This window comes from uncultured Campylobacter sp., from assembly GCF_905373215.1.
Classification (GTDB): Bacteria; Campylobacterota; Campylobacteria; order Campylobacterales; family Campylobacteraceae; genus Campylobacter_B.
This window is the reverse complement of sequence record NZ_CAJPRT010000021.1, coordinates 1-13,251: the sequence shown is the minus strand read 5'-3', so window position 1 is coordinate 13,251 and position 13,251 is coordinate 1. Positions and strand designations below refer to the sequence as shown.

Here is a 13,251-nt window from a genome sequence, read left to right as displayed (position 1 = left end):
GCCCTAAATTTAAAGGATAAAGCATGAATATGATCAACATAAATTTCGGTCTTTTATTTATTAGGTTGGGGCTTGGAATTTGCCTTTTAATGCACGGAATTTTTAAGCTTACTCACGGCATAGACGGCGTAAAATCGATGTTGGTAGCCAGAGGAATTCCGGATTTAGTGGCTTACGGTGCATACGTAGGCGAGGTGCTGGCGCCAGCGATGATAATCATAGGCGTATTTTGCCGTATAGGCGCTTTACTTGTGATTGCAAACGTGCTCATGATAATATATGTCCTACACGCTCCGTTGAGCGCGCTTACCGGCGTGGGTGGATTTGAGCTGGAAATCGTATATCTGTATCTTTCTGCTGCGATCTGCTTAGTGATCTGCGGTGGCGGAGAGTTTGTACTGATTAGAGATTAAAATTTAGTTAAATTTACGTTTCTGTAAGTTTAAACAAAGTATAATCCAAATCTTTTTGAATAAATTTTTGTGAAAGGAAAGATGTGCCAACCATAAATCAATTGGTCAGAAAAGAGCGCAAGAAGCTTACCGAGAAATCGAAGTCTCCGGCGCTAAAGAATTGCCCTCAACGAAGAGGAGTTTGCACTAAGGTCTATACCACGACCCCTAAAAAACCAAACTCTGCGCTTCGTAAAGTTGCCAAAGTAAGGCTTACTAGCGGATTTGAAGTCATCAGCTATATCGGCGGTGAAGGTCACAATCTACAAGAGCACTCCATCGTGCTAGTTCGCGGCGGTCGCGTAAAGGACCTACCGGGCGTTAAATACCACATCGTCCGCGGTGCACTCGATACTGCAGGCGTTGCGAAACGAACCGTTGCAAGATCAAAATACGGTGCTAAACGACCTAAAAAATAGTTTAGCCGAAACAGACCGGTACTAGGTTTTGCCGAGTTTGAGTAAAATTTTAAAATTTGAAGGAATAAAATGAGAAGAAGAAAAGCTCCCGTTAGGGAAGTTATGCCTGATCCGATTTATGACAGCAAGGTAATCACAAAATTTATTAATTCGCTTATGTTCGACGGCAAAAAGAGCGTCGCTACCGAGATTATGTACGGCGCTTTAAATTTCATCGACAATAAAGGCGGTGAGAAGAAAGGCATCGAAATTTTTAACGATGCCATCGATAACGTTAAGCCTTTGATGGAGGTAAAATCTCGTCGTGTAGGCGGTGCAACTTATCAGGTTCCGATCGAGGTCAGGCCAGCTCGACAGCAGGCTTTGGCTATTCGCTGGATTATCTCCTTTGCGAGAAAAAGAAGCGAGCGCACGATGATAGAGCGCCTGGCTTACGAGCTTATGGACGCCGCAAATTCTAAAGGCTCTTCATTTAAAAAGAAAGAAGACACCTACAAGATGGCAGAAGCCAACAAAGCTTTCGCGCATTATCGTTGGTAGGAGGGCATTATGGCAAGAAAAACCCCTTTACATATGGTTAGAAACATCGGTATTGCCGCTCACATCGATGCCGGAAAGACCACTACAAGCGAAAGAATTCTATTTTTTACCGGTATGAGCCATAAGATTGGCGAGGTCCACGAGGGTGCCGCCACTATGGACTGGATGGAGCAGGAGCGCGAGCGTGGCATTACGATCACGTCTGCGGCAACTACCTGCTTTTGGAATAATCATCAGATAAATTTGATCGACACCCCGGGTCACGTTGACTTTACTATCGAAGTCGAGCGCTCGATGCGCGTTTTAGATGGTGCGGTAGCAGTATTTTGCTCTGTAGGCGGCGTTCAGCCTCAAAGTGAGACCGTTTGGCGCCAAGCGAATAAATACCATGTTCCGCGCATCATTTTCGTAAATAAGATGGACCGCGTAGGCGCAAATTTTTATAATGTCGAACAGCAGGTAAAAGATAGGCTCAAAGCCCATCCTGTTCCGATTCAAATTCCGATCGGCGCAGAGGATGATTTTAAGGGCGTTATCGATTTGGTTACTATGAAGGCGCTCGTTTGGGATGATAGCAAGGGTCCTTCTGCTCCCGAGATCGTTGAAATTCCTGCTGAATTACGAGAAAAAGCGCAAGAGTATCGCGATAAGATGATTGAGGCGGTAGCAGAGACTGATGAAGCTTTGATGGAGAAGTATTTTAACGGCGAAGAGCTAAGCGTAGAAGAGATTAAAAAGGGCATCAAGAAAGGCTGCTTAAGCCTAAGCTTTTTTCCTATGCTATGCGGCACCGCGTTTAAAAATAAAGGCGTGCAGCCTTTGCTAGATGCGGTCGTAGATTATCTACCTGCGCCTGATGAAGTGCCTGCGATTAAGGGCCAGTATGAGGACGGTAGCGAGGTTCACGTAAGCTCTACCGACGAGGGCGAGTTCGCGGGTCTTGGATTTAAGATTATGACCGATCCGTTCGTAGGACAGCTTACTTTCGTGCGCGTATATCGCGGTGTTTTGGAAAGCGGTAGCTACGTCGTAAATACCGGCAAGGGTAAAAAAGAGCGCATCGGCCGCTTGCTAAGAATGCACTCAAATAAACGCGAAGAGATCAAAGAGCTATATGCGGGCGAGATCGGCGCCGTTGTGGGTCTGAAAGATACCCTTACGGGCGATACTCTAGCTAGCGAAAAAGATAAAGTAATTTTAGAGCGTATGGAATTTCCTGATCCCGTTATCAGCGTAGCGGTAGAGCCTAAAACCAAAGCCGATCAAGAAAAAATGGGTATCGCACTTCAAAAATTGGCACAAGAAGATCCGAGCTTCAGGGTTGCGACCGACGAAGAGAGCGGACAGACGATCATTTCGGGAATGGGCGAGCTACACCTCGAGATCATCGTAGATAGAATGCTTAGAGAATTTAAAGTCGAGGCCGAGGTCGGACAGCCGCAGGTCGCATATCGCGAGACTATCCGCAAAACGGTCGAGCAGGAGTACAAATACGCCAAGCAGTCGGGCGGTCGCGGTCAATACGGTCACGTATTTTTGCGCCTAGAGCCTTTGGAGCCTGGCACCGGATATGAGTTCGTAAACGATATCAAAGGCGGCGCGATTCCTAAAGAATACATCCCCGCAGTCGATAAGGGCTGCCAAGAGGCGATGCAAAACGGCGTTTTGGCGGGATATCCGGTCGAGGACGTGCGCGTAACGGTCTATGACGGAAGCTACCACGAAGTCGATAGCTCCGAAATGGCGTTTAAACTCGCCGCTTCTATGGGCTTTAAAGAGGGCGCTAGAAAAGCGGGTGCCGTGATCTTGGAGCCTATGATGAAGGTTGAGGTAGAAACTCCCGAGGAGTATATGGGCGACGTCATCGGCGATCTAAACAAACGCCGCGGACAGGTCAATAATATGAGCGAACGCGGCGGCAACAAGATCATCGACGCATTTTGCCCGCTTTCGGAGATGTTCGGTTACTCGACCGATCTGCGCTCTCAGACACAGGGTCGCGCGACCTATTCGATGGAATTTGATCACTACGACGAGGTTCCTAAGAATGTCGGCGAAGAGATCATCAAAAAGCGCAACGGCTAATTTAACGAGCGCTAGGGTGCGGCGATAACTTTATCGCCAACCCCGGCGCTTTTTTAAATTTTAAAACAGCACTTAAATTTAACCTACTTCACGAGCCGAAATTTTAACTCACGCTCTAGCTTCAAATAAAATTTCAACTCATAAGTTTAACTCCTGCCGGTCGCAAATTTAGATCAAAAAATTTCAATTAAATTTAAAAATTCAAAACATAACTTAAAGCGCGCTCATGATGCCGCGCCTATCGTTTTACTAGAGATTTATTCATTCTCAGATAAAGCGCGTGCGGCGCTATCGCTTTGATTTACATTCACGGACAAAATCGCTGCAAGCAGATCGCGTAAGCAGGGCGAAATTTTACCTTCGGTGCAGCCTTAAGGCGGAGTACAACTATCATAGACCTATATCGGATCGCGACCATCAGTGCTTTATGCGAGTAGCGGTATTCTCGGAGTACTTTAATTGTGCCGCCGCTTTGCGCCGTAAAATTTCATCTTCGCATAGCGATCTACGCGCCGCTCATATCGGCCGAGCCGACGCCCGAGCTCGCCTGTTTTCGGATTTAGTAGGCGTTTGCTTTCGCGGGCTATAATGCGCCCGTTTTAAATTTCAAAACAAAGGAAAATCATGCAACAAACCAAATTGCAAGGCGTAAGCGTCGGTCTTTCGGGCAGCGAGCTTAAGCTTGGAGATAAGGCGCCTGTGGTTAGTCTGGTCGCGGCCGATCTTAGCGAGGTCAAAGTCGGCGGCGGCACGGGCAAGGCGCAGGTCATCATCGCCGTGCCGTCCCTGGATACGGACGTGTGCGCGACCGAGACGCGCAAATTTAACGAGCGCGCCGCGAGCATAAAAAATACCGAGGTTTTCGTGATCTCGATGGATCTGCCATTTGCCGCGGGCAGATTTTGTTCGACCGAGGGGATCAAAAATTTACGCGCTCTAAGCGATTTTCGCGATAAGGAGTTTGCGCGCGCATACGGCGTGCTGATCGCAGACGGCGCGCTTGCGGGGCTAACGTGCCGCGCGGTTTTCGTCGTGGACACGGCAGGCAAGATCGCCTACAAGCAGATCACGGACGACATCGTAGATGAGCCCGATTACGACGCGGCGCTGAATGCGGCGGCGTTTGCGAGCGGAAGCGCTGCGACGCAGGGCTGATGCAATTTTTGGGTTTGCGGTGCAGACGTTCGCTCGCTTAAATTTAGCGGGCTTAAAATACGCGGACGGGCGCCTTGCTCGCCCGCAACTTTAAATTCTAAAATTCCACGGCGCCCTGAAATTTAGCAGGCTACGTCTGAATTTCAGCGGATCGCGTTTGCGATATTTCTTGCGCAGTTCGCAATAGAATTTTAAAATTCCATCTCCAATCAATTTATAAATTTATCTCATATTCGGTATGCTTTTTTATCCGTCGGCAAATATTTTGGATTTAGAAAAAACAGCGCGTGATCGAGGTTAAATTTTAGCGCAAAACACAGGCGATAGTATCGCGAGGCCAGACCGAGCGACTTAAAATTTTACGATGGAAATTACCGTATGGGCGGCGACCGAGTAAAATTTTAAGGCAACTAAAAGTAGTGCGAGAAAATACCGCTCCACGGAAATAAGGTAAAGTATTTTTCACGAAATCTCGGCGAATTTAATTTTGAGCAAAAGAATACAGGCGGCAGTATTGCGAAGCTAGACGAGGCGCGGATGAAATTCGAATGGGAGCGTATATGCAATACGTGACCGAGCAAATTTTAGACGCCACGACGTATAGCAAAATAAGACAGCGCGCACAAAGATAAGGCGCAGTATTTTTTTCTTTAGACGAGGCGGAAATGAGCCGAATGAAGGAGCGTATATTATAATACGTGACTGAAATTCGGCGAAATTTCCAACAACGTATAAAGGAAAAAAGGGTTGCTAGGTGTTCAAGTCCGGATAATCCCACGCATTGTATTCGTCTGCCGGATCATCATTCTCGTCCCCCTTGCAGCACATCCACTCTAGCCCGCCGCGCCTCTCCATCACGACCCCTTCATCAAGCCCCGCGCAGTCTGAGCCGTGTACGCGGGCATTTACGCACGCCCAGTGGTAGCGGTAGATGAGATCGAGTACCTGTAAAATTTCATCCGTATCGCGTAGCTTCACGCGCGCCGAAAAATCGCCGCCGCTAAAGGTGTCCATCACAAAGGCGCAGTCGCAGATCTCGCTCGGAAAGCTAAGCTCCTCCACGAGCCCCATGGCCCACATCAGCGCCCACAGCGACTCGTATTTCCAGCCCATATTTACGGCCTCGTCGCGGCTTGCCTCGCCCTGCGTGACGCGGCGCTCCATGCGCGTAAGCTTGTCTATGCAGCCGTAGCGGTTCGTAAGAAAACCCTGCGCGCCCTGCTTACCCTCATCCGCGAGCTTGCCCTCGTCTCTGATCGAGCAGGCGCACATTATCGCCGCGTAAGAACAGATCGCGCGGGCGATGACTTCGTCCTTTTCGCGCGGGGCGACCTCGTCCGTCTCGTATCGCAGCGGCAGATGATCTATATACGGCACGCCCTGCGATTTTAAAATTTCGATGCTTATATCCTTGCGCTCCTGCGCGGTCTTGCCGATCTTTGCGGCGTTTGCGCTATTTTTGCCGCCTTTTTTAAAAAAATCCGAAAATGCCATGAGCTTTCCTTAAAATTTTAAACGTATTTTAAAACAATCGCGCAAAATTTTAGCTTACGACGGCGGGGCGGATTTTTAAATTTAAGCTCAAACCCAAGCTTTGCAATCGGACGGAAATTTCACGCTACGCTACGAATTTATGCGGCGCACAGGCTCGTCCGTGCTCGTAATGAGCCGATCAAAAAGGATCGTTCTTGCCGCAAGGAGGCGGCCGAATTATGGTAAAATTCGCTAAATTTAATGCAGGAGCGGCGAATGGGACGGCAGATAAATTTTTAAAATCGCAAAAGGATACACTGAGAACACATTCGCTTGCTAAAATCCATCCAAAATTTTAAGGCGAAATGCCACAAAGGAGAAAAAATGCAAATCTACGACATTAACGTAACTACAGGCAGAGGCGAGCAAAAATCTATGAGCGAGTACCGCGGCAAAGTGTTGCTCATCGCAAATACGGCCAGCAAATGCGGCTTTACGAACCAATACGAGGAGCTTGAGGCGCTAAATCAGGAGTTTAAAGACAAGGGGCTTTGCGTATTGGGCTTTCCTAGCGATAATTTCGCTCATCAGGAACCCGACGACGACGAGACGATAGAGCAAAATTGCAAGCTAAATTTTGGCGTAACGTTTGAGCTATTTAAAAAAGGCGACGTGCGCGGCGAGAGTGCGATAGAGCTGTTTAAATTTCTAACTTCAAAACAGGGATTTAAAGGCTTTGATGCAGCCCATCCGTTAAGTGCAAAACTTGAAGAATCGCTAAAAAGCAACTTCCCCGAAATTTTAGAAGGCGACGGCGTGAAATGGAATTTTACGAAATTCGTAGTTAATAGAAACGGCGAAGTCGTAGCGAGATTTGAGCCGACGGCTAGCTTTGAACAGATAAAAGCGTGCGTGAAAAAGTACTAGGTTAAACGGCTGCTCGCGGACGCTTGAGTAAAGCGCGGCGAGCCTGAAATATAAAATCAAATTTAAGGAGAGAAAATGCAACTACTCGAAGCTATGAAAAAGCGTCGAAGCGTGCGCGAATTTAACGCCGAAGTCCCGTCAAAAGAGGAAATCCAGGCGATTTTGGAGGCAGCGTATCTGGCGCCCGCTCTTTTTACCACTAAGGACGCTCACATAAGCGTTATTACGGACAAAGATCTTTTGCGCGAGCTTGATGCGGCGGCCGTTAAGAAATTCGGAAAAATGCTTGAAAACATGGGGATGAAAACTAAAACTACGCTTTACGGCGCACCCGTTCTTATCTTGCTTTCGGGTAAACTCGCGACGGAACTGCCGAAGGAATGCGAAGGCGCCAAGCTTGAAAACCTACACCGCGGGATTTACTGGGCAATGGGCTCTGTGATGCAAAATATGCAGCTTCGCGCAACCTCGCTTGAGCTTGCCTCGTGCCCGATAAATACAGTCGTCGTTACGCTTTTTGACGAGCCTATTCTCGCAGCTCGTGCGGGCATTCCCGAGGGATACTCGCCGCTTTGCTCGCTTGCGATCGGTAAAAGCGACGCTAAATGCGAGGAGCGTAAGCCTAGCTGCGATCATTATAAGGTTAGCTATATTTAATTTGCTTGTGCCCTGCCGTTTAAATTTGCGCCTGCAACGAAGCCTAGTGTGGCGTCTGAGTGGATACGTTCATAGTGGCTAAACGCTTAAATTCGCAGGTATTTTAAATTTATAACCCTTTGCGAGCCGTCTGCGGCAAGCGGCGCAAACTAGCGGCGGTGAAGGCGGCTTTGAGATCGTGCGGCTTACGATGCGGCGGAGCGATTTTTGCTTATATGGACGCCCTTGCGCGAGCGATGCCGTCTTTTCTTGCATAATCAAGCCGTTTAAACGGGAAAACGATTAAATTCTAAAGCCGCGCGTGATTCAAGCAGCGCTTTTTTTGCGTAAGCGCCGCCTTTGCTCGCGCTAGCGATGCCGCCCGTTTACAGCGTCGTAATATTCGGCAGTTTGTCGTCGTTTGGATCAAATTTTAAAATTTTACCGTCAGCGCAGCGCTTCGCGTAAAAATAATCTTTGTAAAAAGAAGCGCCGCAGCCAAGCCCGCGACCGATCGCTTCGTCGTTTCCCAGTTTATCTTTGATTGCGGAAAAAATTTTCCCAAGTAGCCTCGCCCGGATTTTTTGCGACGAGCCGCAGCGCAATCATCTCTATGGCTTCTTGCGTCTCTGCTCGCCCGCACCTTCTATGATGCTTCGATACATATCGTCGTAAAATACCTTTGCAGGCAATTCGGACTCTTGCGGCGATTCCAGCGATATAAAAATTTTAAGCTTTGCCTTAGATCGGTTAAGTTTCGGCGGTTACTCGAACCGGTTTTGGTGGCGCCATAGGCGCTTCTTTTTTACAAATATACCGTCCCGCCGCAGCCGGCAAGGATGTCTGCGATATACGGAATAAAATCGCCGAGCGGCATAAGAAAGTGGGCGCGGGGCATTTTATCTCCTCTTTTAAATTTTACTCTTTATGGCTTCAGGGGTCGCGTGCCGCTTTAAATCGATGCTTATCTTTTGATCGCGCGTCCGCATAAGCAAAGCGCGCTTTACCGCGTAAATTTAAAAGCGGCGCCCGAATTTAGCCGAGCGCCGCAATTAAAATTTAACGATTCGCGTATTCAAACTAGCGGTGCCGTCTGGCGCACCTCTTGGTTAAATTTGAGCGGGTGCGATCAATACTTAAACGAGCTACCCGGCTCGATCAACTTAACCTTTTGTTTATAATTCATCTTTAGCACCGCAGCAGGTCCAAGCACGGTCGCCTTATCGCCTTCAAGCCAAAACGCCGTACCCTCCGGCATCGCATAAACGGTCGATTTTTGATTAGCGATCAAAAATTCCTCCAGTCTCTCCTCTCTGCTCTCGCCGTTGTGCCCCGCAGGCTTGCCCGAGATGAAGTGCGGATTGATCTGGTGCGGGAAAATATTGAAGGTATTAAACGACTCAGGCTCGATGATCGGCATATCGTTCGTCGTCATCATCGTAGCGCCCGCGACGTTCGAGCCCGCGCTCCAGCCGATATACGGCGTGCCGTCCTCGACCATTTTGCTAATCAGAGCGATGAGCTCGTTTTCGTACATATCGTGCACGAGCTTGAAGGTGTTGCCGCCGCCTACGAATATGCAATCCGCGCTCGCGACCTCCTTCGCGGCGTTTTTAGCGTGATGGACGCCGACTATGTTTAAATTTAAGCTCGCAAGCGCCTCTTTGACGCGCTTTTCATATTCGTCGTAGCTCCTGCGTAGGCTCGCGTAAGGGATGAAAACGATCTTTTTGCCCGCGAGGCTGTTCTCCTGCGCAAATTTACCGATCCACGCCACCGCGTGCGATAGATACTTCGTGTCCTTGTAGCCCGAGCTTGAGAGCAGCAGCGCTCTTTGCTTGCTATGATCGCGCTTAGAGAGCTTAAACGCCTTTTCGCTCGCAGCCAGTTCGCTCGTACCGAGCATCGCAGCGCCCGCCGCCAAAGCGGCTACCTTTAGTAGGTTTCGTCTTTGATTTTGCATCTTTTCTCCTTTAAATCAAAGTTGATATCTGTTTTGAAATTATATTCCTTTACATATAAAGAGGGGCTGAATATTCGGTTTAAATTTCGCTTGCGCGCAGGTCTCGGCAAGGTAAAATTTTAAAGCTATTAAATTTCGAAATTCGACGAGACGCCGCGCTGTAAAATTTTAAAAGCGCGGCTAAATTTAATGAAATTCATGGCGCCGACACGAGGTTAAATTTAGTGAAATTTCGCCTAAATTTAAACGCGAAAGAGTATAATCGCGCCATGGTTTTGACGCAAAATTTGATCTATGAAATTTTATCGGTCGTGGAGGAGATCCCCGCGGGCAGGGTCGCTAGCTACGGACAGATCGCGCGCCTGATCGGGCTGCCCGCTCACTCGCGGCTCGTGGGGCGCGTGCTTTCGCAGGCGGAGCTCTACGGCGACTATCCGTGTCACCGCGTCGTAAATCACGCGGGCGCTTTGGCGGCGAGCTTTGCGGCTCAGCGCGAACTGCTAGAGGCCGAAGGCGTGGAATTTAGAGGCGAGCGCGTCGATATGAAAAAACACCGCTGGGAGTGTTAGGCATGGAATTTTATTGCCCCTGTGCGGTGCGGAATTTACGGATCATTCGAAGCGCGAAATTTTGAATTGTCCGCGGCATGGAATTTTAATTTATAAAATTTTAGATCCGCGCAGGTTTAAGCGGCGTAGCGGCAGCGTTGCCGATCGCTAAGAGCCTGCGAGCTTTATTTGCTTGTAAGTGCGGCGCAAATCATCATGCGCGAAAAGATAGAATTTCATCTTTTTTGTGCGGCGGTTTAAAACGCTAATTCAAGCGGGCTCCTAGGCAATCGGCCCCGCCGCAATTTTACGAAGCAGGCGCGAGGCCGCCTATTGGTTTTTTCACCGCAAGCTTTGTCGCGCCCGTTTCGACGCCGCTTGTAGATTTTGGTTATCGCAAATTTTGTAGCGGCCGATCTGTCCGTCCTCGGCGCGTTAAAATTTTAAATCGATGCGGCTTCTGCGGGAAGCGGAGAAAAGCGGCGAAATTTTAAAATTTGTTCAATCCGCTCCATGAGCGCATCGGTGCGGGACGTTTTGCGGTGCGCCGATTTGAGTTTCGCACGGGGCTCCGTTTCGGCGGCGCAGCTAGGCTCATTTGCGATACGGCTCGCAACGCTTATCGTCCTTTTGGCGGCAGGCCTTATCTTGCGCGGCTTTGCTATCCGGCTAGCTATTTAGACCTTGGGCGCGCTAACAGCCGCTTAAATTGCATTTTTACGGCGCGGTGCTATTTGGGGGCGTGAAAAACCCTCGCATATCGACGTCCCCTGGCTGCAGCAGCTTTATTTTCCTATCGATGCCGCCCGCGTAGCCCGTGAGGCTACCGTGCGTGCCTACGACGCGGTGGCAGGGGATGATTATCGAGATTTCGTTGTGCCCCACGGCTTGCGCGGACATCTTCGCTAGCCCGCGTGCTGCGGCGATCTCGCGCGCGATCTGCCCGTAGGTCGTGGTTTTTCCGTAAGGAATTTTAAGCAAAATTTCCCACACGGCGCGCCTAAACGCCGAACCCGCTGGATTTAGAGCGGGCGTAAAACTCGGCCTCGTCCGCTAAAATATAGATCGAGCCAACGCCTAGTTTAATCAAAAACGGCTAGGTTTTTCTCCTCGAAGTACCCGCTTTGCTCGTTTGCGCAAAAATTTCCGCTCGCGCCTTGCGCCGAAAGATTGGTCGCGCGAGATTTTTCACCCACACTTTGAGCCACAAAATCGCTCGCGTTGTACTTTTCATCTGCGCTGCTTGCCGCTTCTGCCGCAGTATCATTCTTTTTCAGCGCCGCAAAATCGCGCTGTGTTTCGCTCGCGGCGCGCTGCTCTTTTGCGAGCAGATCGGCGCTACCCCGCTTTTTATCCGCGCCGCTTGCCGCGAGAGCGTGCGCGCAGTATTTCTCGCCCTCGAACCACAGCCCGCAAAGCCCGCCTTATCGCCCGCGAGCGTGATTTTGCCAAGCGGCGAGTCGTAATATGCGATAAATTTCATCGTTGCTCCTGTTTTGCGATTAAATTTAGCGCCGCAAGCAGCGCCTAAATTTCCCAAATTTCTAAAATTTGCGGGCAGATTTTAGCTACGCTTTGTTCAAACTCCGCCTTTTGCGAGGCGTTCGGTTCGTCAAGGGCTTCGAATTTAGCAAAAAGCTCCGCTATCTCAAACCAGCCCGCAAGATTTAGATCGAATTTTTTCAAATTTGCCTCGGACAAAAACTCCAAATCATGGTCGTAAAAAGCGATCTCGCCGTCAGAGCTTAGCAACCAAAGATCGCCGGTGCCGCTATCTGCAAAGATACAAAACTCGCGCAGCAGTCCGCTATCACCCTCAAAAGGAAATTTTGCCGCGTCGTTGTAGTGCGCGATCTCATGCTCTTTCAGCACTCTAAAATCGCCCGCAATTTCCCTTCCGAAGTATCCGCCTAGGATATTTTTTAGCTCGTTTTTATTCAAAATTTAACCCCTCCGCTTTAGTTTCGTTTTTTGACGTAGAGCATAAAAAAGCCGAGCATCGCTGCGAAAATCACGCACATTACAAGCGTCACGATGAGCGTGCCGTGCGCCGAGCCGCTTAAAAACAGCCCCGTCGTGTTCATCCCGAAAAAGCTCGTAATGAAATTTAGCGGCAAAAGCAGCGACGAGATGATCGTGAGAATGTAGATGTTGCGGCTAATTTTGTCGTTTTTGAGGCCTTGGATGAACTGATAGATATCCTCGATCCTGACGGCGTATTCGCTCATCACGCCTTTGAAAACGCCCGCTTCGTAGGCGTAGTTTTTCAGTCGCTTTTTAAGGGGTGCTTGCTCGTTTGCGCAGATGAGCAGCGCCTCGTAAAAATGCGAAATTTTGTTTTGAAATTTGCGGATTTCATATTTTAGGATCGAGTGCTTTTTCATAAATTTTGAAAAATCGCCGCGGCGCGTGTAGATTTTTTCGTAATTCTCAAGCTCTGCGGAGTGCTCTAAAATTTTATCGCGGTACTGCGCGAGGATCTTTTTGACGACCGCGAAAAACTCCGCCTCGCTGCTAAGCCGCACCTCGGCGGCACCCTCTTGCAAATAGATTGCGCCCGCGTCGAAAATAAAGCGGTAGTTTTGCTCGCGCGGCGCGTCCGTCACGAAGTACACATACTCGCGATCCTCGGCGTAGTAATAGCCCGAAACGCTGCGCTTTTCGGTAATCGGGTTCAATGAGACCTCCTTATTCAATCGTTTTAAATTTACGAAATTTCAGAATTTCGCTCAAATTTACGGAATTTTGAAATTATGTTGCCGATCAGAATTCCGAAATTTCGCCACTAATAGGAATTCTAAAATTCCGCCGCCATTTAAATTTTATCGTATTTGGAATTTCAAAATTCTTTTGCGCTTGGAATTTTAAAATTTTAAGCACGAAAGAATTTTATTATTGGTGAGATTTTATGCGACGCAGTCGCAATTCAAATTTAACGCGGACGCAGTCCGCACCGCTAGCGTCGCGCGGGTGGGGGTTGGTAAGGGGGCGGGCGCGCCTCGCAACTCTGAGCGCCGCCCCCTTACAAGAACATCACGCATAAAACACGCAGA

At 49.0% G+C, this 13,251-nt stretch carries 16 protein-coding genes; 8 read left to right on the top strand and 8 right to left on the bottom strand.

Annotated features, from left to right (window positions below):
- Positions 1–23 precede the first annotated feature (23 nt).
- The 5 genes from QZ176_RS08640 to tpx all read left to right on the top strand — a co-directional run bounded on the left by QZ176_RS08640 (position 24) and on the right by tpx (position 4,651).
- Entirely contained in the window at positions 24–413 is a 390-nt protein-coding gene (locus QZ176_RS08640) for a DoxX family protein (protein ID WP_295152858.1), read from the top strand.
- Positions 414–496: 83 nt separating this feature from the next.
- Positions 497–871: a 30S ribosomal protein S12 gene (gene rpsL / locus QZ176_RS08635; protein WP_291939381.1), complete on the top strand. Its 375-nt coding sequence runs from the start codon at positions 497–499 to the stop codon at positions 869–871.
- Positions 872–940: 69 nt separating this feature from the next.
- A complete protein-coding gene (gene rpsG / locus QZ176_RS08630; RefSeq protein WP_177386837.1) occupies positions 941–1,411 on the top strand; it encodes a 30S ribosomal protein S7 in 471 nt (156 codons plus the stop codon).
- 9 nt (positions 1,412–1,420) lie between these two features.
- The gene (gene fusA, locus QZ176_RS08625) at positions 1,421–3,496 is read left to right on the top strand and encodes an elongation factor G (protein WP_005872609.1); all 2,076 of its coding nucleotides are present in this window, start codon (positions 1,421–1,423) and stop codon (positions 3,494–3,496) included.
- A gap of 624 nt (positions 3,497–4,120) precedes the next feature.
- Positions 4,121–4,651, top strand: coding sequence for a thiol peroxidase (gene tpx / locus QZ176_RS08620; RefSeq protein WP_295152853.1), 531 nt, complete (start codon positions 4,121–4,123; stop codon positions 4,649–4,651).
- 750 nt (positions 4,652–5,401) lie between these two features.
- Here tpx and QZ176_RS08615 read toward each other — a convergent pair.
- A complete protein-coding gene (locus QZ176_RS08615) occupies positions 5,402–6,145 on the bottom strand; it encodes a DUF4272 domain-containing protein (RefSeq protein WP_295152851.1) in 744 nt (247 codons plus the stop codon).
- A gap of 363 nt (positions 6,146–6,508) precedes the next feature.
- Here QZ176_RS08615 and QZ176_RS08610 point away from each other — a divergent pair, with 363 nt between their 5' ends.
- Positions 6,509–7,051, top strand: coding sequence for a glutathione peroxidase (locus QZ176_RS08610; RefSeq protein ID WP_295152849.1), 543 nt, complete (start codon positions 6,509–6,511; stop codon positions 7,049–7,051).
- Between the two features lie 75 nt (positions 7,052–7,126).
- The gene (locus tag QZ176_RS08605; RefSeq protein WP_295152847.1) at positions 7,127–7,708 is read left to right on the top strand and encodes a nitroreductase family protein; all 582 of its coding nucleotides are present in this window, start codon (positions 7,127–7,129) and stop codon (positions 7,706–7,708) included.
- 78 nt (positions 7,709–7,786) lie between these two features.
- Here QZ176_RS08605 and QZ176_RS08600 read toward each other — a convergent pair whose 3' ends face one another.
- The 3 genes from QZ176_RS08600 to pepE form a co-directional block, all read right to left on the bottom strand.
- The gene (locus tag QZ176_RS08600; protein WP_295152845.1) at positions 7,787–7,963 is read right to left on the bottom strand and encodes a hypothetical protein; all 177 of its coding nucleotides are present in this window, start codon (positions 7,961–7,963) and stop codon (positions 7,787–7,789) included.
- Between the two features lie 110 nt (positions 7,964–8,073).
- On the bottom strand, positions 8,074–8,292 hold the full coding sequence (locus QZ176_RS08595; protein ID WP_295152844.1) for a hypothetical protein: 219 nt from the start codon (positions 8,290–8,292) through the stop codon (positions 8,074–8,076).
- A gap of 524 nt (positions 8,293–8,816) precedes the next feature.
- Complete coding sequence (gene pepE / locus QZ176_RS08590; protein WP_295152842.1) at positions 8,817–9,650, bottom strand: dipeptidase PepE; 834 nt, start codon at positions 9,648–9,650, stop codon at positions 8,817–8,819.
- Between the two features lie 224 nt (positions 9,651–9,874).
- On the opposite strand from pepE, the gene QZ176_RS08585 reads away from it, so the two are divergent.
- The gene (locus tag QZ176_RS08585) at positions 9,875–10,219 is read left to right on the top strand and encodes an MGMT family protein (protein ID WP_295152841.1); all 345 of its coding nucleotides are present in this window, start codon (positions 9,875–9,877) and stop codon (positions 10,217–10,219) included.
- A gap of 696 nt (positions 10,220–10,915) precedes the next feature.
- Here the strand turns inward: QZ176_RS08585 and QZ176_RS08580 are convergent.
- From QZ176_RS08580 to QZ176_RS08565, 4 genes are all read right to left on the bottom strand, one after another.
- Complete coding sequence (locus QZ176_RS08580) at positions 10,916–11,191, bottom strand: MGMT family protein (protein WP_295152839.1); 276 nt, start codon at positions 11,189–11,191, stop codon at positions 10,916–10,918.
- Between the two features lie 280 nt (positions 11,192–11,471).
- Entirely contained in the window at positions 11,472–11,681 is a 210-nt protein-coding gene (locus QZ176_RS08575; protein ID WP_295152837.1) for a hypothetical protein, read from the bottom strand.
- A gap of 44 nt (positions 11,682–11,725) precedes the next feature.
- Entirely contained in the window at positions 11,726–12,139 is a 414-nt protein-coding gene (locus QZ176_RS08570) for a hypothetical protein (RefSeq protein WP_295152835.1), read from the bottom strand.
- 17 nt (positions 12,140–12,156) lie between these two features.
- Positions 12,157–12,876, bottom strand: coding sequence for a CorA family divalent cation transporter (locus tag QZ176_RS08565; protein ID WP_295152833.1), 720 nt, complete (start codon positions 12,874–12,876; stop codon positions 12,157–12,159).
- Between the last annotated feature and the right edge of the window lie 375 nt (positions 12,877–13,251).

Excerpts from the sequence above, each read along its gene's own strand:
- pepE (WP_295152842.1), bottom strand. The coding sequence starts at position 9,650 with ATGCAAAATCAAAGACGAAACCTACTAAAGGTAGCCGCTTTGGCGGCG.
- QZ176_RS08615 (WP_295152851.1), bottom strand. The coding sequence starts at position 6,145 with ATGGCATTTTCGGATTTTTTTAAAAAAGGCGGCAAAAATAGCGCAAAC.
- tpx (WP_295152853.1), top strand. The coding sequence starts at position 4,121 with ATGCAACAAACCAAATTGCAAGGCGTAAGCGTCGGTCTTTCGGGCAGC.
- QZ176_RS08605 (WP_295152847.1), top strand. The coding sequence starts at position 7,127 with ATGCAACTACTCGAAGCTATGAAAAAGCGTCGAAGCGTGCGCGAATTT.
- QZ176_RS08575 (WP_295152837.1), bottom strand. The coding sequence starts at position 11,681 with ATGAAATTTATCGCATATTACGACTCGCCGCTTGGCAAAATCACGCTC.
- QZ176_RS08610 (WP_295152849.1), top strand. The coding sequence starts at position 6,509 with ATGCAAATCTACGACATTAACGTAACTACAGGCAGAGGCGAGCAAAAA.
- QZ176_RS08600 (WP_295152845.1), bottom strand. The coding sequence starts at position 7,963 with ATGCAAGAAAAGACGGCATCGCTCGCGCAAGGGCGTCCATATAAGCAA.
- rpsG (WP_177386837.1), top strand. The coding sequence starts at position 941 with ATGAGAAGAAGAAAAGCTCCCGTTAGGGAAGTTATGCCTGATCCGATT.
- fusA (WP_005872609.1), top strand. The coding sequence starts at position 1,421 with ATGGCAAGAAAAACCCCTTTACATATGGTTAGAAACATCGGTATTGCC.
- QZ176_RS08640 (WP_295152858.1), top strand. The coding sequence starts at position 24 with ATGAATATGATCAACATAAATTTCGGTCTTTTATTTATTAGGTTGGGG.